This is a genomic window from Streptomyces sp. TLI_55 (genome assembly GCF_900206255.1).
In the GTDB taxonomy this organism is placed as follows: Bacteria; Actinomycetota; Actinomycetes; order Streptomycetales; family Streptomycetaceae; genus Streptomyces; species Streptomyces aquilus.
Map to the genome: position 1 here is coordinate 3,470,423 of NZ_OAOJ01000001.1, position 19,843 is coordinate 3,490,265.

Consider the following 19,843-nt stretch of genomic DNA (forward strand, 5'->3'; position numbering starts at 1 on the left):
ACGGACCCTCAGATAGGGAGAGTCATCACGGCTCCGGTGTCACCGTCACGCCGTCGATGACGACCGTGGTGCTCGTGTCGCCCCCGTCGCCCCAGCCGAACTCGTCCGACGCCTGGTGGAACGTGATCATGAAGGCGATGCAGAAGCCCGCGACCACCCCGAGAAAGGCCAGCACACCGATCATGGACGCGGCGAGCGCGGTCCGGCGCGGCGCCTTGGCCGTGGCGATGACGGTGGCGCCCTCGGCGTAGTACACGGTGACGAAGTCGCCCTCCAGGACCGTCCCCGGGCCGTCCTCCTCCTCGAAGCGGACGGCACGGCCGTCGCGGGCGGTGAACTCGTAGACGTGGTGCAGCGTCGTGCTCACCGATGTGTCGCTGCCGCCGCCGTGGGTCGTCGTATACACCCGCAGACAGCGCGCCTCGGCCGTCAGCCCGCTGTTCCAGGCCCGGCGCAGCTGCATCGCGCGGCGCAGCAGGCGGTACGCGAAGAACAGAACCAGGGCCAGGATGAGGCTGGGTACGAGATAGAAGAAGAGCTCCATGGTGCTTCCCCCGAGGTCGGATACTGCTCCTCAGCGCCGACATGGTCATGACGACGTGGGGGGAACCTACCCCGGGGGAGAGCCGGCCCAGCTCAAGCAAGGCTCAGAGAATCAGAACGTGACGTCCGAGCAGGCGTAGAACGCGTTGCCGGTGTCGGCGATCGTCCACACCGCGAGGATCACGTGGTGGCCGCTCAGCCCGGACGGCAGGGTGCCGCTGTGGGAGAGCGTGGACGGCGGGCGCTGACCGTTGTAAGGGACGGTCAGGAACGGGGTGAGGTTGAGGTCGGAGCGGGCCAGGTTGTGGTTCTGGTTCCAGCCCGGCTTGGTGACGTAGTACTTGAAGTCGGTGGTGGCGTGCATGGCGGTGAACTGCCAGCGGAACGTGTAGCTCTGGCCGCCCGTCACCTTCGTCGCCGGCCAGGCGCCGCCCGACGGCTTGGTGGGCGAGCTGAGCTGGCTGAAGCGGCTCACGCCGCCGTTGCAGAGCTGGCCGTCGGCCGGTCCGGAGCCGGGGAAGCCCTTGGGGCCCTCGACGCTCTGCGGCTCCCACTGGATGTCGCCGCAGTTCGTCACGGTGCCGTTCTGGCAGAGCTTCTGCCTGCTGATGGGGAGGTCCGTGTAGCCGTGGCCGCTGGCGCCGCCGGAGGAGAGCACGAGGGCTCCGGCCGTGCCGAGACCCAGCACGGCGGCGTACCACTTGGTCTTTTTGCGCATGCTGCCGCTCCCTGGAGAACGTGGGGGAAGTTCAGTCAGGCGTGCAGGTCTAGACCAAGTCCCAGATTATTGCTGACCCTTGAACATGTCCATACCAATCGGCGGACCTGTTCGACGGGCCGGCTCAGGCGCCCGTCACGCCCCCTGCTCCCCACGCCCCGCGCAGAACGCCACCGTCAAGTCCTTGACCAGCGCCTTGCGTTCGTAGTCGTCCAGCTCCACCAGACCGCGCATGGTCAGCCGGGTCACCGTGTCCTCCACCGAGTCCACGACCGACGTCAGCACACTCGCCCGGTGCTGGGCGTCCAGCGCGGCGATCCGGCGGCGGTGCATCGCGGCGGCGACCTCGGGGGCGTACTCCACCCGCACCGGCTGCACGGAGAACACCTCAAGCCCCACCGGCGCCGCGTCCGTCGCGACCAGCCGGGTCAGCGCGTCGGCCGCCGCGTCGACGGACGCCCGCGCCGAACCCGGCAGCTCCACCGGCACCCGCGCCAGCGCCGCCTCCACGCACTCGCGCAGATAGCTCTCGTGGTCCTCGACGCCCAGCGTGGCCCGCGCGGTGTCCCGCACCCGCCACACCACGAGCACGATCACCCGCAGCGCGACCCCGTTGCCGTCCGCGGCCGGCATCGGCTCACTGCGCCAGTGCCGCAGCCGTACGTCGACCCGGCGGCGCAGCAGCAGCGGGTTGACCCACATCAGACCGGTGCGCCGGACCGTGCCCCGGTAGCGGCCGAACAGCCCGAGCACCCAGGCCCGCCCGGTCCGCCCGCGGGCCAGCCCGCCGAACCCGAAGAGACCGAGGGCACCCGCACCCGCGTACGCCGCCCACTGCGCCGGACCGAGGCCGGCGCCCGCATACTCCGGCAGCCGCAGCGCCTCCACCGCGAGGGTCGGCAGCGCGCCCGCCCACCAGGACGTGGCCACACAGCCGGCCACCCCGCAGGCGCCGGCCAGCACCCCCGCCGAGCCCGGCAGCACCCGCGCCGGGCGCTCGGCCAGCTCGGGGTCGACCTGCGGGGCGGGGCGCGGCGCGGGCCGGCCGGGGCGCCGGAAGCGGGGCTGCTCGCCGGTGCCCTGGCGGCGCCCCACGACCGCGGGGCTGAGCGGGACGGCCCCGGTCTCGGGGTCGTCGCGGAACAGCAGATGAACGGGGATCTCGGTGGTCGCCTCGTTCTGGATGAGCCGGGCCGGCCGGGAGACCGGGGTGGTCTCGGTCGTCGGTCCCTCGGGTTCTTCCGTGGACGGTGATGGGGTGGTGGTGCTCATGCGTGCCTCCAGCCTCCGCGCCAGATGCGTCATGACAGTGGATGGGTGTTGCGGTGATGCGGACTGCGGACTGCGGACTTTGCGGGTTACTTGAACAGCCGCCGCCAGGTCTCCGGGCCCGGGTAGCCGTCCGCCGCGCCGCCCCGCCAGCCCTGTGCGCGCTGGAAGGCCTCCACGGCCCGTCGGTCCGCCTCGCCCCAGCGGGGCCCGGGACCCGTCGTGTAGTACTTGCCGAACCCCTTCTTCACCAGCTGCTTGCCGAGCAGGGTGACGTCCTTGTTGTTCGCGCCGGGCCGGAAGGACGCCCGCCCCGGATAGCCGGGCACCCCGTGCGAGGAGGGTGCCGGCGGCCCCGCCGCGCCGGTACGGATGTCGTTGCCCTTGCCCGTCACCAACAGCGTCCAGGTCTGCGGGCCGGGCAGCCCGTCGGCGTCCTGGCCGGTCCAGCCCTGCGCCTGCTGGAAGGCCTGGGTGGCCCGCCGGTCGGTGTCCGTCCAGCGGGGTCCCGGGCCGGACGCGTAGAAGCCGGCGGCGCCGCGCTCGACGAGCATGCGGCCCAGCTGGGTGACGTACTTGTTGTTGGCGCCGGGACCGAAGTACGCGGCGCCGGGGTACGGCACGTCGAGCGGCTCGGCCGGCTTGTCGCCGCCCGCCGCGCCGCCGGTCACCAGGACCTTGTAGCGGTAGGCGGTGTAGTGGGCCGAGTTGCTCCAGTACGCGTACGGGGTCGCCTGCTTGCGGGCGCGCGGCGGGGTCTCCTCGTAGGCGATGTAGTAGGTGTGCGTGTAGTCGGTCCAGCCGCCGAAGAGGACGACGTGCGAGCCCTTCTGGGGGTCGGCCGGGTTGTGGAACAGCAGCATGTCGCCGGGCTGGAGGTCGTCCTTGGCGATCCGGACGCCGTACTGGTCGAGGCTGCCGGTCCATTCGTTGCCGGGCAGGCTCCAGGCCATGGAGACGAAGCCGGAGCAGTCCTGCCGGTAACCGTCGGACCAGTACTCGCTCATGCTGTACGGCACCTGCGCGGCGACCCAGGTCTTGGCCCGCTTGATGATCGCGGCGCGGGTGGTGGCGGGGGCCTGGACGTCGGCGGGCTTGCCGCCCGGGCCGTGCAGGGGGGCCTTGCCGCCCTGGGGCGTGTCGGGCTCGTCACCTGCGGGAACGTGGGGGCGGTCGGGGTGGTCGGGGGCGTGGGGAGCGGCGAAGGCGGGGGCGGCCTGGGGCACGGCGATCGCCGCGGTGGCCGTCGCGGCGAGGACGACGGCCAGGTGGGCGGCCGGGTGGCGGCCGGTGCGGGAATGTGGCAGTACGCGCCTCCAGTGAACGCATCCGGGGCAGTCGCAGTCGCTCGCGGGATCGAACTCCTCGAACGCCGGTTCGCCGAATCCCGGAGTCTCCATGCGATTCCCCTCACACTGCTGATGGAAATGTCCGCGACTGTGCACATTCGTCAGTTTCTCAACTGTCTTCCGGACGCGCATGTTGACGGTCCGAATGATGTACGTGGCCGACTCCGCCCCAGGTGGGAGCACTCGCCGATGGTCAGAAGCACCCTCGGACGTCCGGTAGAGTTCTCCGGGTCAGCAGGCGCCGCTAGCTCAGTTGGTTAGAGCAGCTGACTCTTAATCAGCGGGTCCGGGGTTCGAGTCCCTGGCGGCGCACAGACAAGCAGGGAGCCCTCCGTGGAAGCGGAGGGCTTTTGCTTTCTCCGGGACAGCAGGGGCGCGCGGGGTGTCGCTCGCGCGGGTCGGCGCATCCGCCCGCTCCCTTGAACCGGACCGGCCTACGGGACGTATGGATCGGAAACATTTCGCCCACCACTGTCCACAACGGCTCCACACCCTCCCCACAGGGGCCACAATGAACGCGTATGACCGGTAAACACCGCGTTTCGCATCTTGCGATCATGAGTGACACCGTAGAAACCTGGTTTTTCAAGATGCCGCGGATTCGCGGCAGTTGGGGGGTAGGGAGCCGGTTGCCGACGCAGGCGGGGTGAGGGGCCCCGTTTCAGAAGGAGATGCCGAGGGGGGCATCATGCAACCGGAAGGTCGCGGTTCCATGTCTATCGGTATGGAGAATGTGGTGACTGCGGCCCACCACTGATACGCCTGTGAAGGTCGAGGGGGACTCGAGCAGGCGTAAGGAACCGACACAGCACGCGATGGCTCGCGTGTGGGGGGATGACTCATGACGTCGACGCCGACGGGCGCCCGGCAGGACTTCGACCCGTCTCAAACCACCCAGCTCAGGGTGGCTTCACAAAGCCGGACGGGCACCTTTCGCCGGATCAAGAAGACGCTGCCGAAGTATGACTACGAGCATTACAGCCGGCTCGCCGGCCCCCTCACCCAGCCGGATCCGACCAAGCCGTACAAGGTGCAGTACCGCTCGCTGATCTCCCAGGAGCCGCATCGCATACGAGTCGCCCTGATGCTGGCCGCCGCGCCGGTGCTCTCCCTCGTCCTGCTGTTCTGGCTGCTCCAGCCCGAGCACTGGACCGAACGCGACTACCCCGCCTTCGACTTCCTGCCGGCCCTCGACATCGTCATGCTCGTCTCGATCGGCCTGATCGAGTTCTTCCGCTGCATGAACGTGCTGTCGAACGCGCACGCCACCCTGGTCGCCCGCGACCCCATCCCGGTGGTGCCCGAGACCGGCACCAGAGTCGCCTTCCTGACCTCCTTCGTGCCCGGCAAGGAGCCGCTGGAGATGGTGACGAAGACCCTGGAGGCCGCGGTCAAGCTGCGCCACCGGGGCCTTCTGCACGTCTGGCTCCTCGACGAGGGCGACGACCCCGAGGTCAAGGCGGTCTGCGCCCGGCTCGGCGTGCACCACTTCTCCCGCAAGGGCGTCCCGCAGTGGAACCAGGCCAAGGGCCCGCACCGCGCCAAGACCAAGCACGGCAACTACAACGCCTGGCTGGACGCGCACGGCGACGACTACGACTACTTCGCCTCCGTCGACACCGACCACGTGCCGCTGCCCAACTACCTGGAGCGGATGCTCGGCTTCTTCCGTGATCCGGACATCGGTTTCGTCATCGGCCCGCAGGTCTACGGCAACTACGACAACTTCGTCACCAAGGCCGCCGAGTCCCAGCAGTTCCTCTTCCACGCCCTCATCCAGCGGGCGGGTAACCGCTACGGCGCCCCGATGTTCGTCGGCACGTCAAACGCCGTACGCATCTCGGCACTCAAGCAGATCGGCGGCCTGTACGACTCGATCACCGAGGACATGGCGACCGGCTTCGAGATCCACCGCCACAAGAACCCGGCGACGGGCCGCAAGTGGCGCTCGGTCTACACGCCGGACGTGCTGGCCGTCGGTGAGGGCCCCAGCGCCTGGACGGACTTCTTCACCCAGCAGATGCGCTGGTCGCGCGGCACGTACGAGACGATCCTCAAGCAGTACTGGAAGGGCTGGTACTCGCTGCCTCCGGGCAAGCTCTTCAACTACACGATGATGATCATCTTCTACCCGATGTCCGCCCTCAACTGGATCCTCGCGGCCCTCAGTTGCATGCTCTTCCTGGGCCTGGGCGCCTCGGGTGTGAACATCGACCCGACCGTGTGGCTGATGCTCTACGGCAACGCCTCCGCGCTCCAGATCGGCCTCTACGTCTGGAACCGCCGCCACAACGTCTCGCCGCACGAGCCGGAGGGCTCCGGCGGTGTGGCCGGCATGGTGATGTCCGCGCTCTCCGCGCCCCTGTACGCCAAGGCCCTGATCGACTCCGCGCTGCGCCGCAAGAGCAAGTTCGTCGTCACCCCCAAGGGCGAATCGGCCAGCCCCGACCGGTGGTTCGCGACCTTCCGCTACCACTGGTACTTCATCGCGATCTTCGGCGGCTCGATCGGCGCCGGCGTCGCCTTCGGCCACTCGCACCCCGCGATGATCACCTGGGCCATCTTCGCCCTGCTGATCACCGCGACCCCGATCTTCGTCTGGCGGCTCACCGTGCGCCAGGAGAGGAAGCGGCCCGCGGCGCAGCCGCAGGACCCGTCGGCCGTGCCGGCGCAGGCACAGGCGCAGGCGCAGTACCAGCCGCAGCCGCTGCCCACCGCTCCGCACGCCCCGGCGCACAAGCCGACCTGGGCATCGAACACCGGCAACACGAGCAACACAGACAACGAGGGCAACGATCAGACGATGCAGATCGCTCTCGGTGGACTTGGGGGACGTAAGGAATGAACGACCAGGCTGGACGCCGCCGTGCCCGTCGCCTCGCGATCGGCACGGTGGTGGTACTCGCACTGGCCGGGATGAACGGGCCGTGGCTGTACCGCGTCGGCACCGAGAAATACCACCAGTACCAGATCAACAAGCCGGAGTACAAAGCCGCGAACGGCAAGTGGCAGATCGTCCAGTTCCCCGAGGAGTACCGGCAGAACACCATCCACGCGGCGCTGCTGCGCACCGGCAAGGTGCTGCTCGTCGCGGGCTCCGGCAACAACCAGGACAACTTCGACGCCAAGAAGTTCGACTCCCGGATCTGGGACCCGGTCAACGGCACCATCAAGAAGGTGCCCACCCCCAGCGACCTGTTCTGCACCGGCCACACCCAGCTCGCCAACGGCAATCTGCTGATCGCGGGCGGCACCAAGCGGTACGAGAAGCTGAAGGGTGACGTCACCAAGGCCGGCGGCCTGATGATCGTCCACAACGAGAACCCGGACAAGCCGATCACCCTGCCCGCCGGCACGAAGTTCACCGGCAAGGAGAACGGCAAGACGTTCGTGTCCAAGGACTCGATCATCGTGCCGCGCGCGAAGAAGAACTTCGACAAGGCGACCGGCAAGTTCCTCGGCAACACCCCCGGTATCTACCGGGTGTACGTGGAGGCGCAGAGGTCCGGCCAGAAGTACGCGACCGGCACCCAGGACAACTACCGCATCCAGGGGCTGGCCGGCGCCGACGCGCGCAACACCTACGGCATCGCCCAGAAGCTCGCCATGGACAAGAAGGACTTCCAGGGCATCCGGGATTCCTACGAGTTCGACCCGGTCGCGGAGCGGTACATCAAGGTCGACCCGATGAACGAGGCCCGCTGGTACCCGACGCTCACCACCCTGAGCGACGGCAAGATCCTCAGCGTCTCCGGCCTCGACGACATCGGCCAGCTGGTGCCGGGCAAGAACGAGGTCTTCGACCCGAAGACCAGGAAGTGGACCTACCTCGACACGGTCCGGCAGTTCCCGACGTACCCCGCGCTGTTCCTCATGCAGAACGGCAAGGTCTTCTACTCGGGGTCGAACGCGGGCTACGGACCGGACAACGTCGGCCGTGACCCGGGCGTCTGGGACGTCGACACCAACAAGTTCACCAAGCTGCCCGGTCTCAGCGACTCCAAGCTGATGGAGACCTCCGGCACGGTGCTGCTGCCGCCCGCGCAGGACGAGAAGTTCATGGTGGTCGGCGGCGGCGGGGTCGGCGAGTCGGCCAAGTCCAGCAACAAGACCCGGATCATCGATCTGAAGGCCGCCAACCCGAAGTTCGTGGACGGACCGACGCTGGAGAAGGGCACCCGCTACCCGAGCTCCTCGATCCTGCCCGACGACACCGTGCTGGTGTCGGGCGGCTCGGAGGACTACCGCGGGCGCGGCGACTCCAACATCCACCAGGCGCGGCTCTACCACCCGGACAGCAACACCTTCGAGAAGGTGGCCGACCCGCTGGTGGGCCGGAACTACCACTCCGGGTCGATCCTGCTGCCCGACGGCCGGGTGATGTTCTTCGGCTCCGACTCGCTCTACGGCGACAAGGCCAACACCAAGCCGGGCAAGTTCGAGCAGCGCATCGAGATCTACACGCCGCCGTACCTCTACCGGGACTCGCGGCCCGACCTGTCGGGCGGTCCGCAGACCATCGAGCGCGGCGGCTCGGGGACGTTCACCTCCCAGCACGCCTCGACGATCAAGAAGGTCCGGCTGATCCGGCCGAGCGCCTCCACCCACGTCACCGACGTCGACCAGCGCTCCATCGCGCTGGACTACAAGGTGTCCGGGGACAAGATCAAGGTGACGGTGCCGAAGAACAGGAACCTGGTGCAGTCGGGGTGGTACATGCTGTTCGTCGATGACGATCAGGGGACGCCGAGCAAGGCGCAGTGGGTGAAGGTCCCCTAGTCCGTGAGCAGTTGAGGGCGCCCGCCGGTGATCCGGTGGGCGCCCTCGTCGTCGTAGGAGTCGTCGAAGTCGTAGGAGTCGTAGGAGGAGTAGGGGCTACTTGCTCGCCTTCGCCAGGTCCAGGGCGTACTCCGCCCACCACTGCCCCGCCTTCGGGCCACCCTTGCACTCGCCGTCCGACTCCCCCGGGCGCTTGACCCACACGTACGCGTCGACGAGCGGGTCCGCCGTCTTCGTCGTCGGGGTCTCGCCCAGGGCGCGGCCGGGCGGGTTGCACCAGCGTTCGTCGGCCTTGCCCTCGGTGTAGGGGCCGTTGCCGTTGCGGCTGGTGTCGATGACGAAGTGCTTGCCACCGACCTTCTGCGACAGCTGCTTGCCGTACGCGATGGAGTCCTGGGTCGAGTAGAAGTTGGAGACGTTGACCGAGAAGCCGTCGGCGCGCTCGACGCCCGCCCACTTCAGCGGCTCGAAGATCTGGTCCGGGTGGCCCCAGCCCGCGTTGCCCGCGTCCAGGTAGACCTTGGTGTTCTTCAGGGACTTGAGCTTGTCGACGGCGCCGCCCAGCAGGTCGTAGCGCTCCTCGTGGAACTCGTCCGGGGTGCAGCCGTCGACCAGGTGCAGGACCGCGTCCGGCTCCAGGATCACCGTCGCCGGGCGGTCGCCGATGCCCGCGGCCACGCCGTCGATCCAGGAGCGGTAGGCGTTGCCGTCGGCGGCGCCGCCTTGCGAGTACTGGCCGCAGTCGCGGTGCGGGATGTTGTAGAGGACCAGCAGGGCCGTGCGGCCCGCCTTCTCGGCGGCCTCCGTGAAGCCGCGGGCCTCCTGCTCGGGGTTCTCCGTGCCGATCCACTCGCCGGTCGGCTGCTCGGCGATCTTGCGGATCTGTTCGGCCTCGGTCTTCTTGCCCGCCTTCGCGTACGCGGCGACCTGCTGGGCCGCGTTGCCGTCCGGGTTGACCCAGAACGGGTCGGTGCCCTTGGGCTGTTGAGTGATCCTGGCGCCGGGACTGTCCTCCGGATCGTCCTTGTCCCCGGACGAGGAGCATCCCGCGATCAGCAGCGCCGCCCCCAGCGCCATCGCGGACTTCCTCGCCACGGCCCCCCTCATGCCGTACATCCAGCTCCCCCTCGGGTGCACTCGTCCAAGTCTCAATCCTGACATAGGTGGCGTGGGGCACACGAGATCGCCCGAGCCTTGTCGGGGAGCTGTTACAGCGCCCATCGTCGGAGGAGGCGCGCGCTGACACGGGGCGGGCCGGCAGGGAAGGAAGTGCGCGGTCATGCACCACACCACCCGGGAACTCCGGCTGGCGGCGGCGCTCGTGGAGGCGGCCGACACCCTCGCGGACGGCTTCGACGCCGGGGACCATCTGCGCCGTGTCTCCGACCACTGCGTGGAGCTGCTGGCCGCGCGGGCCGCCGGGATCATGCTGGTCGACACCGGGCAGGCGGTGTCGTTCGCCGCGAGCAGCCGCCGCGAGGAGGTGGCGCTGGACCTGCTGCAGGCGCAGCACACCGGCGGGCCCTGCCTGGACAGCTACGAGTCCGGCGAGCCGGTGCCGCCCGTCTCCATCCGGGTGGCCCACGCGGCCGCCCGCTGGCCCGAGTTCACCGAGCGGGCGCTGCGCCACGACATCGTCGCGACCTTCGCGGTCCCCTTACGCCGCCATGGGACGCTCCTCGGCGCGCTCAACGTGTTCGTGCCGACGCTGCCGGACCGGACCGGCTCCCCCGGCCCGGCGGGCGATGACGGGACGCCCGTCTGTGCGACCGAGGTGCTGCTTGCCCAGGCCCTCGCCGACGCCGCCGCCGTCGGGCTGCGCAACCACCGGGAGTACACGCAGTACCGCACCCTGTCCGCGCAGTTGCAGGAGGCGCTCTCCAGCCGGGTGCGGATCGAGCAGGCCAAGGGCGTGCTCGCCGAGCGGTGGGGGGTGCGGGCCGACGACGCGTTCGTGGCGCTGCGCCAGTACGCGCGACGGCACCGGCTGCCCCTGGACCGGGTGGCGAGCGCGGTCGTCGAACGGTCCGTCGACGACGCGGCGTTGCGCGAAGCGGGCGGCCTGCCGCCCGCCGGGCCCTCGTAGCCCCTGCACGACCTGCGTGGATGACAGACCGCCGTCGTCGTATGGCTTGGCGTCAATCACCCTCTAGGCCCGGACGCTCATCCGTTCTAGAGTCTTCCCCACAAGGCCCCAGCCCCCGGCCTGTCGTCCACCCACCCACGGCTGCTCAAGCCTCCCGCGTCGTACGCCGGGTTACTCCCGCAGCCCGTGCGCGCGCGGTTGAGGACCGGCCCGGTCGGCGGCTTCGGGGGAGCGGGCCGTCGACCGGGCCGGGTACCCCGGTCCCCTACAGACCCGTGCCGGTGAGGTACGCCGACACGATCACGTTCGCCGTGTAGCTGCGGCTCGCCCGGTCGAAGGTGCCGCCGCAGGTGACCAGGCGGAGCTCGGCCCGCCCCGACTGCCGTGTCCCGTACGCCTGTTGGGCGTCGAAGTGGTCGCGGGCGACGACCTGTACGTCGTCGACGGTGAACTCCGCGACCCTGCCGTCGTCCCGGATCACCCGGACCGTCTCGCCGGGCTTGACGCTGCTGAGCTTGTAGAAGACGGCGGGCCGGGTCTCGGTGTCCACGTGTCCCACCATCAGCGCGGTCCCGGCCGCCCCGGGCCCGGTGCCGGCCGCGTACCAGCCGACGACGCCTGCCTGGTCGTACGGCGGCGGCTCGATCGCCCCGTTCCGGTCGAGGCCGCGGGCGATCACGGGGGCCTGCACGCCGAGGCCGGGGATGTCGATGCGCTGTGGCCGGGCCGCGCCGAGCGGGTGCACGGCGGGCGGCAGCTCGACGCCGGGCGGCCGGCCGACCGCGGCCACGTCGCCGGTGGTGGGGGCGGATATCCCGTTCCGTACGTCGGTGACCTCGCGTCCCCACAGCCACAGGCCCAGCAGCAGCAACGCCCAGGCCACACCGGTCAGCAGCCGGCCGCTGGTGCGGGTGTCGTGCTCGGCGGATTCATGGTGCTCGGACATGGCCGGTCAGTCGCTCCCGCGGCTCCGCCGGGACCTGCGCAGCGCCACCGCGCCCGCCGCGACCCCGGCCAGCACCAGACCGGTCACGGCGTGCGCGGTGCCGGGTCCGGCGGAGGCGAGATGCTGCGCGGTACCGCCGCCGCCCGCGTGGACGGGGGCGACGGGGGACGCGTACGGCGCGGGCTGCGTGGGTGCTTCCGAGGACTGCCCGGCTGCCTCTACGACGGTGAGGGCGCCCGAGCGGGACACGTCACCGCAGGTGATCTTCACGTCGTAGCTGCCGGCCTTGAGCTCGGTGCGGACCCGGGTCTCGCCGACGAGGGTGCCGTCGGCGCCGGCGAGCCGTACCTCGGCGACGAACGCCGCGGAGACCGCCGTACCGGTTCTGCTGCTCGCGCAGCCGCTCACCCGTAGGGCGACGTCGGTGCCGGGGGCGGGCGACGACGGGGTGACCGCGACACCGCCCCCGTCCGCCGCGTGTGCCGCCGGGGTGAGGAAGGCGACGCCGAGCAGTCCGGCACAGAGAGTGAGGCGTAGTGAGCCCATCGTGAACCTCCAGATATCTGGAGACTCCCCCCATCGCGGCGGCCCCGCATCCTCAGCGTGGCCGCCACTGCTCCATACGGGGTGGATTCGCCCGTGGGGGCGTTTCAGACGCGGTCGACGAGGTCCGCGATCGAGTCCACGACCGTCGACGGCCGGTAGGGGTACTTCTCGATGTCCGCGTCCGAGGTCAGGCCGGTCCGGACGAGGAATGTCACCATCCCGGCCTCAAGGCCCGCCAGCACGTCGGTGTCCATGCGGTCGCCGATCATCGCGCTGGTCTCGGAGTGGGCGCCGATCGCGTTGAGACCGGTGCGCATCATCAGGGGGTTGGGCTTGCCCGCGAAGTAGGGCTGCTTGCCGGTGGCCTTGGTGATGAGGGCGGCGACCGCGCCGGTGGCCGGCAGCGGGCCCTCGGTGGAGGGGCCGGTCTCGTCGGGGTTGGTGCAGATGAAGCGGGCGCCGGCGTTGATGAGCCGTACCGCCTTGGTCATGGCCTCGAAGGAGTACGTCCGGGTCTCGCCGAGGACGACGTAGTCGGGCTCGTGGTCGGTGAGGATGTACCCGATGTCGTGCAGCGCGGTGGTCAGGCCGGCCTCGCCGATGACGTACGCCGAGCCGCCCGGCCGCTGGTCGTCCAGGAACTGGGCGGTGGCCAGGGCCGAGGTCCAGATGGACTCGATCGGCACGTCCAGGCCCATGCGGCGCAGGCGCGCGTGCAGGTCGCGCGGGGTGTAGATGGAGTTGTTGGTGAGCACCAGGAAGGGCTTGCCGGACTCGCGCAACTTCTTCAGGAAGGCGTCGGCGCCGGGGATCGGCACGCCCTCGTGGATGAGTACGCCGTCCATGTCGGTGAGCCATGACTCGATGGCCTTGCGGTCGGGCATGTGCTTCGAACTCCAGGCGATGGTGCGGGGACGGGCGGAAAGCGCCGGAACCACGGCGTACCGACGCCCCCAGCCTAATCAGGAAGTCGTGATCCTGACCCCGCCGATCACCCGGTACCTCCGCGGCTAGCGGCGGCGTCGGGCCAGGAGCAGTGCGGCGCCGGTGACGAGGAGTGCGGCGGTGGCGGCGGCCAGGGCGGGGCCCGCCAGGCCGGTACGGGCGAGTTCCTCGACGGACAGGAGTCGGGCGTCGCCTGTCGTGGTCTGTCGCTCCTCCGGATCGGTACCGGTGTCGCCGCCGCCGGTGTCGTCGGCGATCGCGAACCGGTAGTCGTTGGACTGCCCGACCCAGTCGCCGTCGTCGTCGTGGCGCTGGACGACGGCCGCATTGACGGTCACCTCGTTCGGTACGGCGTCCGAGGTGAGGGCGAGGCGGACCTTGACGGTGACGGTCCTGCCGGGGCCGACGGTGAGCCCGGCGCCGCCGAACGCGCCGACGAGTTCGTCCTCGTCGGTGGTCTCGAAGCGGACGGGGCGGGGGCGGCCGCCCTCGTAGAACTCCAGGCGGGGCTGCGAGGCCTTGAGGGCGCGTTCCTTGTCGACGAGGACGACGACCGGGTGGATGTCCGCGCAGGTGCGGGTGGTGGTGTTGGTGAGGTCCAGCTGCCAGGTGCCGTAGCCGCCGCCGGGCGCGTAGGCGGCGGGGCCGCCGTGGATGCGGGTGGTGAGGGGGAAGGCGCGGGCGTTGTCGGGGCTGTCGCAGACGGGGGCGGCGTGGGCGGGGGTGGGGGGCGCGAGGAGAAGGGCGGCTGTCGCGGCGAGGGGGAGGGCGAGGGACGGGAACAGTCGCATAAACACATGACCATGGCGGGTGGGGGCGGGTTACGAGGGAAGCCGCTCCGGACGAAGGGGGAATCCCGCCCGATCGGCGGGCGCGGGCACGGCAGCGGTCACCCGTCCGCCGCCCCGAGCAGCGGGCCCGAGGCGCGGCACGCTCACCCGCCCGCCGCCCCGAACAGCGAGCGCAGGGCGCGGCGCGGTCACTCATCCGCCGTCCTGAGCAGCCGGCCTCGGACCCGACGAGTCACCCGCCCGACTCCCGAGCAGCGGGCGCCGGATCCGGCGGAGTCAGCCGTGGACCTCCCTCAACGCCAGGCGCCGGACCCGCCCAACTCACCCGTGCCCCCCAACACCAGGCGCCGGACCCGCCGACTCACCCGTCCGCCCTCCCGAACAGCGGTGCCAGCAGTGACTGGGCCGCGCCCTCGGCCACCCCGCGCACCCCGCCGGGCGCGATCCGCACCGGTACCGCCTCCTCGCCCCGGGCCCGCTCCCGCAGTACCGCCCGTACCCCGCCGACGAACTCCTCCGGCGCCGAGGCGACCGTACGTCCGCCCAGCAGCACCAGGTCGATGTCCAGCAGCCCGACCAGGTTCGCGGCCCCGACCCCCAGCACCCGCGCCGCCTCCGCCATGTCCCCGCGCCGCACCGCTCCCAGACACAGCGCCTCGATGCAGCCCCGGTTGCCGCACCCGCACACCGGCCCGTCCAGCTGGACCACCTGATGGCCGAACTCGCCCGCGCCGGTCCTGGCCCCCCGGTGCACGACCCCGCCGATCACCAGCCCGGCGCCGAGCCCGGTCCCGAGGTGGAGATAAGCGAAGGAGGTGCCCTCGGCCGCGACCGCAAGGCCCAGCGCGGCGGCGTTGGTGTCCTTGTCCACGACGACCGGCAGCCCGAGCCGTGCCGCGAGCGCGTCCCGCAGCGGGAAACCGTCCCACTCGGGAAACCCCGTGACCCGGTGCAGCACCCCCCGCACATGGTCGAGCGGCCCCGGCAGCGCCACGCCCACCCCGAGCACCGACACCACGGACCCGGCCAGCCCCTCCGCGGCCCGGGCCACTCCCGCCACGACCGCCTCCGCGCCCGCCCCCAGGTCCATCGGCAGGCACCGCTCCCCCACCACGGCCCCGTCCAGATCGACCAGCACCGCCCGCAGCTCGTCCCGGTCCAGATGGACGCCGATCGCATGCCCGGCCTCCGGCACCAGCCGCAACACCGTGCGCGGCTTGCCCCCGGTGGACGCACGGCGGCCCGCCTCCGCCGCGAGCCCCTCCTCCCGCAGCCGCCCGGTGATCTTGCTGACGGCCTGCGGGGTCAGCCCGGTGCGCTCGGCGAGCTCCAGCCGGCTGATGCCGTCGCCACCGGCGGTGCGCAGCAGGTCCAGCACCAGGGCGGTGTTGTGGCTGCGCAGAGCCGGGAGGTTGGCGCCGACGTTCGTCCTGTTCACGCCCCCCATTGTCGCCTGTGCTTGCACTTTGGCAACAGCGTTGCGAAAGTGGGGGTCATGACTGGTACGACTCCTGGCATCCCCGAGGCCCCCCTCCGCGTGGGCCTCATCGGATACGGCCTCGCCGGCTCCGTCTTCCACGCCCCGCTGATCGCGGCCACCGAGGGCCTCGCCCTCGACACGGTGGTCACCTCGAACCCCGAGCGCCAGGAGCAGGCCCGCGCCGAGTTCCCGGACGTCCGCGTCGCCGCGACCCCCGACGAGCTGTTCGACCGGGCGGACGAGCTCGACCTGGTCGTCATCGCCTCCCCCAACAAGACGCACGTCCAGCTCGCCACCACCGCGCTGAAGGCCGGCCTCCCGGTCGTCGTCGACAAGCCCGTCGCCGGCACCGCGGCCGAGGCGCGCGAGCTGGCGGCCCTGGCCGAGGAGCGGGGCCTGCTGCTCTCCGTGTTCCAGAACCGCCGTTGGGACAACGACTTCCTGACGCTCCGCAAGCTCCTCGCCGAGGGCGCCCTGGGTGACGTATGGCGCTTCGAGTCCCGCTTCGAGCGGTGGCGGCCGCAGCCGAAGGGCGGCTGGCGGGAGTCCGGCGACCCGGCAGAGATCGGAGGTCTGCTGTACGACCTCGGCAGCCATGTCGTCGACCAGGCGCTCGTCCTCTTCGGCCCCGTGACGTCCGTGTACGCCGAGGCGGACATCCGGCGGGCGGGCGCCTCCGTCGACGACGACACGTTCCTCGCCCTCACCCACGCGAACGGCGTCCGCTCCCACCTCTACGTCTCCGCGACCACCGCCCAACTCGGCCCGCGTTTCCGGGTGCTGGGCTCCGAGGCGGGGTACGTGAAGTACGGCCTCGACCCCCAGGAGGCGGCCCTGCGGGACGGCAGGCGGCCCGGGACCGACCAGGACTGGGGTCTCGAACCCGAGTCGCTATGGGGCCGGGTCGGCGCCGGGGAATCCCCGGTGACCGGCGGCGGACGCCCCGAACCGACCCTCGCCGGGGACTACCCCGCTTACTATGCGGCCGTGGCGAAAGCCCTGCTCGACGGCGGTCCCAACCCGGTGACCGCATCTGAGGCGGCCGCCGCCCTCGACGTACTGGAGGCGGCCCGCCGTTCGGCCCACGACGGAGTGGTGGTGAAGCTGTGACCCACAACACCGAGCTGACCCCGAAGTTCCATCCGGAACTGACCCCGCCGATCGAGGAGTTGGAGGCCCAGGAACGCCGCCTGGTCTTCCGCCGGTTCACCCATGACGACGCCTGGGCACTGGGCACCCTGCTGGTGGAGCTGGCCCGCGAGCGCCAGGCCCCGGTCGCGATCGACATCCACCGCGCCGGCCAACAGCTCTTCCACGCCGCCCTGCCGGGTTCCGCCCCGGACAACGACGCCTGGATCAACCGCAAGCGCCGGGTGGTCGAGCGCTACAACTCCGCGTCCTACCTGGTCGGCGCCCGCTTCCGCGCCAAGGGCACGACGTTCGAGGAGAGCTCCCGCCTGGACCCGGACGAGTACGCGGCCCACGGGGGTTCGTTCCCGATCACGGTGGAGGGCGTGGGGGTCATCGGATCGGTGACGGTGAGCGGCCTTCCGCAGCTCCAGGACCACAAGTTCGTGGTGGAGGCGCTGGAACAGTTCCTGGAAAAGGAGCGGTAGGACAACGCCCTCAGGGGCGCGGGGAACTGCGCGACCAGCCACGGACAACCCGCAGCCGCCACCAAACCCGCGCCCCACCCCCCTTAGGCGTCCTTGAACTCCTGCCGCTGCCGCCCAAGCCCCGAGATCTCCAGCTCCACCACATCCCCGGCCCGCAGGAACGGCTTCGGATCAGGCGCCCCCAACGCAACCCCCGCGGGCGTACCCGTGTTGATGACGTCCCCGGGGTACAAGGTCATGAACTGGCTGACGTACCGCACCACTTCCGCCACCGGGAAGATCTGCTCGGCGGTCGTACCGTCCTGCTTCAGCTCCCCGTTGACCCACAGCTTCAGCGACAGGTTCTGCGGGTCGGGCACCTCGTCCGCCGTCACCAGCCACGGCCCCAGCGGATTGAACGTCTCGCAGTTCTTGCCCTTGTCCCACGTGCCGCCGCGCTCCAGCTGGAACTCCCGCTCGGACACGTCGTGCGCGACCGCGTACCCGGCGACATGCGAGAGCGCCGCCTCCGCCGACTCGACGTAACGGGCCGTACGTCCGATGACGACCGCCAGCTCGACCTCCCAGTCGGTCTGCACCGACCCGCGAGGGACCAGCACCGTGTCGTACGGGCCCACCACGGTGTCGGCGGCCTTGAAGAAGATCACCGGCTCGGCGGGCGGCTGGGCGCCGGTCTCCCGGGCGTGGTCGTGGTAGTTCAGGCCGATGCAGACGATCTTGCCGATGCGGGCGAGCGGCGGTCCGATCCGCAGCCCGGTCGGGTCCAGGGCGGGCAGCGTGCCCGCCTCGGCCGCGGCCCGGACCCGGCCCAGCGCGTCGGCGTCGGCGAGCAGCGCCCCGTCGATGTCAGGGACGACACCGGAGAGGTCCCGCAGGACCCCTTCGCCGTCGAGCAGCGCGGGCGTCTCCGCTCCCGCCGTACCGACTCGCAGCAGCTTCATGATCACAATCTCCCTCGATCGCTGTGCGCCCTCCGACGGGTGCAGCCATCGGATGACTGGTCGATCCTCCAAGCTCGGCGTCCAGTCCGCAATACCCGGTTCACGGACTGGACCGCTCGGACTTGACCGGTCGGGTCAGCGATACAGGAAGGCCCGCTCCACCGCGCTCCAGGTCGTACTGGTCACGACGTAGAGCGCGGCGGCCAGCGGCACCACCGCCACGGTGAAGAGCGTGAAGAAGGACATGAACGGCATGACCTTGGTCATCGCCCCCATGCCGGGCACGGTCTGCCCGTCCGTGACCGGGACCGGCAGCGTGCGCTTGGCGCGCCGGTAGTTGAAGGCGGCGACGACCGCGACGAGCGCGAACAGGGCGGCGTACACCAGCCCCGCGCCCCCGAGCATCCCGCCGTCACCGAGGGCGTCGGCCCAGCGGCCGCCGAGGGGCGCGGCGAAGAGTTCATGGGTCAGCAGCGGGTTCGTGGTGGTGGAGAACAGGTGGTAGAGGAGGAAGAAGGCGGGCAGCTGGAGCAGGCTCGGCAGGAAGCCGGACAGCGGCGAGACCTTTTCCTCGGCATGTAGTTCCAGCACCGCCTTCTGGAGCTTCTCGGGGTTCTTGGCGTGTTTCTTCCGCAGCTCGGCGATCTTCGGCTGGAGTCGGGTGCGGGCCTTCTGGCCGCGGGCCGCCGCCCGGGACAGGGGGTGGACGAGGAGTCGTACGACCGCGGTGAACAGGACGATCGCGCCGGCCGCGGCGGATGCGCCGAGCAGCGGGTGGAGGAGGTCGGCGAGCTGCTCGACCAGGGTGGCGAAGACGGACATGGGTGAGCCCTCCGGGGGTCTCGTCGGTGCCGGAACGTTCCGGTGATGGCCGGGAACGGCATGACGACCCGCGCGAGGGCAGGCAGGCGGAATGGACGTGCGGGCCCTACGCGGTGGTCGCCGGGAGGGCGTGGCCGGGGGCTCGGGGCCTGGTGCGGCCCCGGGCGTCGGGGTCGCGTTGGGGCAGGAAGGCCGTGCGGCGGGCGCGGTCCCTGATGGCCGTACGCACCCGGGTGGGCGGCACGGCGGGCGCGCAGCGCGCGGCGGCGAGCCCGCAGAGCGCGAGGGCGGAGCCGGCCACGGCGGTCGCGGCGAGCGCGACCGTGGCGGAGAGGCTGCCCGCGTCGAGGACGGCGAGCTGGAGGAGCAGGAGGAGCGGGAGGAACAGGGCGACGGCGGGTGCCGTCCGCGGACTGCGGTTCACCGATCCCCCTCCCTGCCTGCCTTGGTGCGTGCTCCCCCGGTTATACCTGACCGGTCTCGAGCGGCTGAAGAAGCCTCCTCGGCTTGAGCAGCGCCCGGCTGACCGGATCCGCCGGGTCCGGATCGAGTCCGGGTCCCGGCTCCATCAGAACGTCCCCGACCGGTACGACGGTTCCGCAGGCGGGACATTCGCCGTACGACCCGAGTTCGGTGCCGCAGGCCGCGTGCCGGAACCAGCGCAGCCGGGCCTCGTCGTAGTGCTCGCGGCCCCAGCGGCCCAGCGAGCGGATGGTGGGCCACAGTCCGATGCCGCGGTCGGTGATGACGTACTCGTCCCGGGGCGGCGACTCCTGGTAGCGGCGCTTCTCCAGGATTCCCTCCTCGGTGAGGGTGTGGAGGCGGGCGGCCAGGACGGCGCGCGGGATGCCGAGGTGGACGAGGAAGTCGTTGTAGCGCCGTACGCCGTAGAGCGCGTCGCGGACGACGAGCAGCGTCCAGCGCTCGCCGACGATCTCCAGCGCGCGGGCGATCGAGCATTCCTGCGTCGCGTAGTCCTTGCCCAGTGCCATGTCCTCCACCTTAGCCAGTT

19 protein-coding genes and 1 tRNA gene are annotated in these 19,843 nt (G+C 70.9%); 6 read left to right on the plus strand and 14 right to left on the minus strand.

Annotation, left to right across the window (positions count from 1 at the left end; genetic code table 11):
- Window positions 1-25 precede the first annotated feature (25 nt).
- From CRP56_RS15965 to CRP56_RS15980, 4 genes are all read right to left on the minus strand, one after another.
- The gene (locus tag CRP56_RS15965; RefSeq protein ID WP_257040795.1) at window positions 26-544 is read right to left on the minus strand and encodes a DUF3592 domain-containing protein; all 519 of its coding nucleotides are present in this window, start codon (window positions 542-544) and stop codon (window positions 26-28) included.
- Window positions 545-655: 111 nt separating this feature from the next.
- Window positions 656-1,261 (minus strand): lytic polysaccharide monooxygenase auxiliary activity family 9 protein, encoded by a 606-nt coding sequence (locus CRP56_RS15970; RefSeq protein WP_097264557.1) that lies wholly within the window; start codon window positions 1,259-1,261, stop codon window positions 656-658.
- A 135-nt stretch (window positions 1,262-1,396) separates the two neighbouring features.
- On the minus strand, window positions 1,397-2,533 hold the full coding sequence (locus tag CRP56_RS15975) for an SPFH domain-containing protein (RefSeq protein ID WP_097264560.1): 1,137 nt from the start codon (window positions 2,531-2,533) through the stop codon (window positions 1,397-1,399).
- 86 nt (window positions 2,534-2,619) lie between these two features.
- Window positions 2,620-3,930: a peptidoglycan-binding protein gene (locus CRP56_RS15980; RefSeq protein WP_097264562.1), complete on the minus strand. Its 1,311-nt coding sequence runs from the start codon at window positions 3,928-3,930 to the stop codon at window positions 2,620-2,622.
- 187 nt (window positions 3,931-4,117) lie between these two features.
- Between CRP56_RS15980 and CRP56_RS15985 the strand changes: the two genes are divergently transcribed.
- The 3 genes from CRP56_RS15985 (at window position 4,118) to CRP56_RS15995 (ending at window position 8,658) form a co-directional block, all read left to right on the plus strand.
- A tRNA-Lys gene (locus CRP56_RS15985) sits at window positions 4,118-4,191 on the plus strand.
- 529 nt (window positions 4,192-4,720) lie between these two features.
- Window positions 4,721-6,724 carry a glycosyltransferase family 2 protein gene (locus tag CRP56_RS15990; protein ID WP_097264564.1) on the plus strand — a complete coding sequence of 668 codons (2,004 nt, stop codon included), beginning with the start codon at window positions 4,721-4,723 and terminating at the stop codon, window positions 6,722-6,724.
- Window positions 6,721-8,658, plus strand: coding sequence for a kelch motif-containing protein (locus tag CRP56_RS15995; RefSeq protein WP_097264566.1), 1,938 nt, complete (start codon window positions 6,721-6,723; stop codon window positions 8,656-8,658). Before CRP56_RS15990 ends, CRP56_RS15995 begins: the two co-directional genes overlap by 4 nt.
- Before the next feature lie 96 nt (window positions 8,659-8,754).
- Here the strand turns inward: CRP56_RS15995 and CRP56_RS16000 are convergent, their stop codons facing one another.
- Entirely contained in the window at window positions 8,755-9,774 is a 1,020-nt protein-coding gene (locus CRP56_RS16000) for a glycoside hydrolase family 6 protein (protein WP_097264569.1), read from the minus strand.
- Window positions 9,775-9,937: 163 nt separating this feature from the next.
- On the opposite strand from CRP56_RS16000, the gene CRP56_RS16005 reads away from it, so the two are divergent.
- Complete coding sequence (locus CRP56_RS16005) at window positions 9,938-10,744, plus strand: GAF and ANTAR domain-containing protein (RefSeq protein WP_097264571.1); 807 nt, start codon at window positions 9,938-9,940, stop codon at window positions 10,742-10,744.
- 265 nt (window positions 10,745-11,009) lie between these two features.
- On the opposite strand, the gene CRP56_RS16010 is transcribed toward CRP56_RS16005, so the two are convergent.
- From CRP56_RS16010 to CRP56_RS16030, 5 genes are all read right to left on the minus strand, one after another.
- On the minus strand, window positions 11,010-11,690 hold the full coding sequence (locus CRP56_RS16010; protein ID WP_097264573.1) for a class F sortase: 681 nt from the start codon (window positions 11,688-11,690) through the stop codon (window positions 11,010-11,012).
- Window positions 11,691-11,696: 6 nt separating this feature from the next.
- Window positions 11,697-12,236, minus strand: coding sequence for a hypothetical protein (locus CRP56_RS16015; RefSeq protein ID WP_097264575.1), 540 nt, complete (start codon window positions 12,234-12,236; stop codon window positions 11,697-11,699).
- 104 nt (window positions 12,237-12,340) lie between these two features.
- Window positions 12,341-13,120, minus strand: coding sequence for an HAD-IIA family hydrolase (locus tag CRP56_RS16020; protein WP_097264577.1), 780 nt, complete (start codon window positions 13,118-13,120; stop codon window positions 12,341-12,343).
- Window positions 13,121-13,246: 126 nt separating this feature from the next.
- Window positions 13,247-13,972, minus strand: coding sequence for a hypothetical protein (locus tag CRP56_RS16025; RefSeq protein WP_097264580.1), 726 nt, complete (start codon window positions 13,970-13,972; stop codon window positions 13,247-13,249).
- 361 nt (window positions 13,973-14,333) lie between these two features.
- Window positions 14,334-15,419, minus strand: a complete 1,086-nt coding sequence (locus CRP56_RS16030) for an ROK family transcriptional regulator (RefSeq protein ID WP_097264582.1) — start codon at window positions 15,417-15,419, stop codon at window positions 14,334-14,336.
- A 48-nt stretch (window positions 15,420-15,467) separates the two neighbouring features.
- Between CRP56_RS16030 and CRP56_RS16035 the strand changes: the two genes are divergently transcribed.
- Together CRP56_RS16035 and CRP56_RS16040 are read left to right on the plus strand one after the other, a co-directional pair.
- The gene (locus CRP56_RS16035) at window positions 15,468-16,562 is read left to right on the plus strand and encodes a Gfo/Idh/MocA family protein (RefSeq protein WP_097264584.1); all 1,095 of its coding nucleotides are present in this window, start codon (window positions 15,468-15,470) and stop codon (window positions 16,560-16,562) included.
- Entirely contained in the window at window positions 16,559-17,068 is a 510-nt protein-coding gene (locus CRP56_RS16040; RefSeq protein ID WP_097264587.1) for a heme-degrading domain-containing protein, read from the plus strand. Before CRP56_RS16035 ends, CRP56_RS16040 begins: the two co-directional genes overlap by 4 nt.
- Window positions 17,069-17,151: 83 nt before the next feature.
- Here the strand turns inward: CRP56_RS16040 and CRP56_RS16045 are convergent, their stop codons facing one another.
- The 4 genes from CRP56_RS16045 to CRP56_RS16060 form a co-directional block, all read right to left on the minus strand.
- Window positions 17,152-18,009 (minus strand): fumarylacetoacetate hydrolase family protein, encoded by an 858-nt coding sequence (locus tag CRP56_RS16045; protein WP_097274096.1) that lies wholly within the window; start codon window positions 18,007-18,009, stop codon window positions 17,152-17,154.
- Window positions 18,010-18,144: 135 nt separating this feature from the next.
- Window positions 18,145-18,831 (minus strand): YidC/Oxa1 family membrane protein insertase, encoded by a 687-nt coding sequence (locus CRP56_RS16050; RefSeq protein WP_097264589.1) that lies wholly within the window; start codon window positions 18,829-18,831, stop codon window positions 18,145-18,147.
- A 106-nt stretch (window positions 18,832-18,937) separates the two neighbouring features.
- Entirely contained in the window at window positions 18,938-19,255 is a 318-nt protein-coding gene (locus tag CRP56_RS16055; RefSeq protein WP_097264591.1) for a DUF6412 domain-containing protein, read from the minus strand.
- Between the two features lie 40 nt (window positions 19,256-19,295).
- Window positions 19,296-19,823, minus strand: coding sequence for a winged helix-turn-helix transcriptional regulator (locus CRP56_RS16060; RefSeq protein WP_179851032.1), 528 nt, complete (start codon window positions 19,821-19,823; stop codon window positions 19,296-19,298).
- Between the last annotated feature and the right edge of the window lie 20 nt (window positions 19,824-19,843).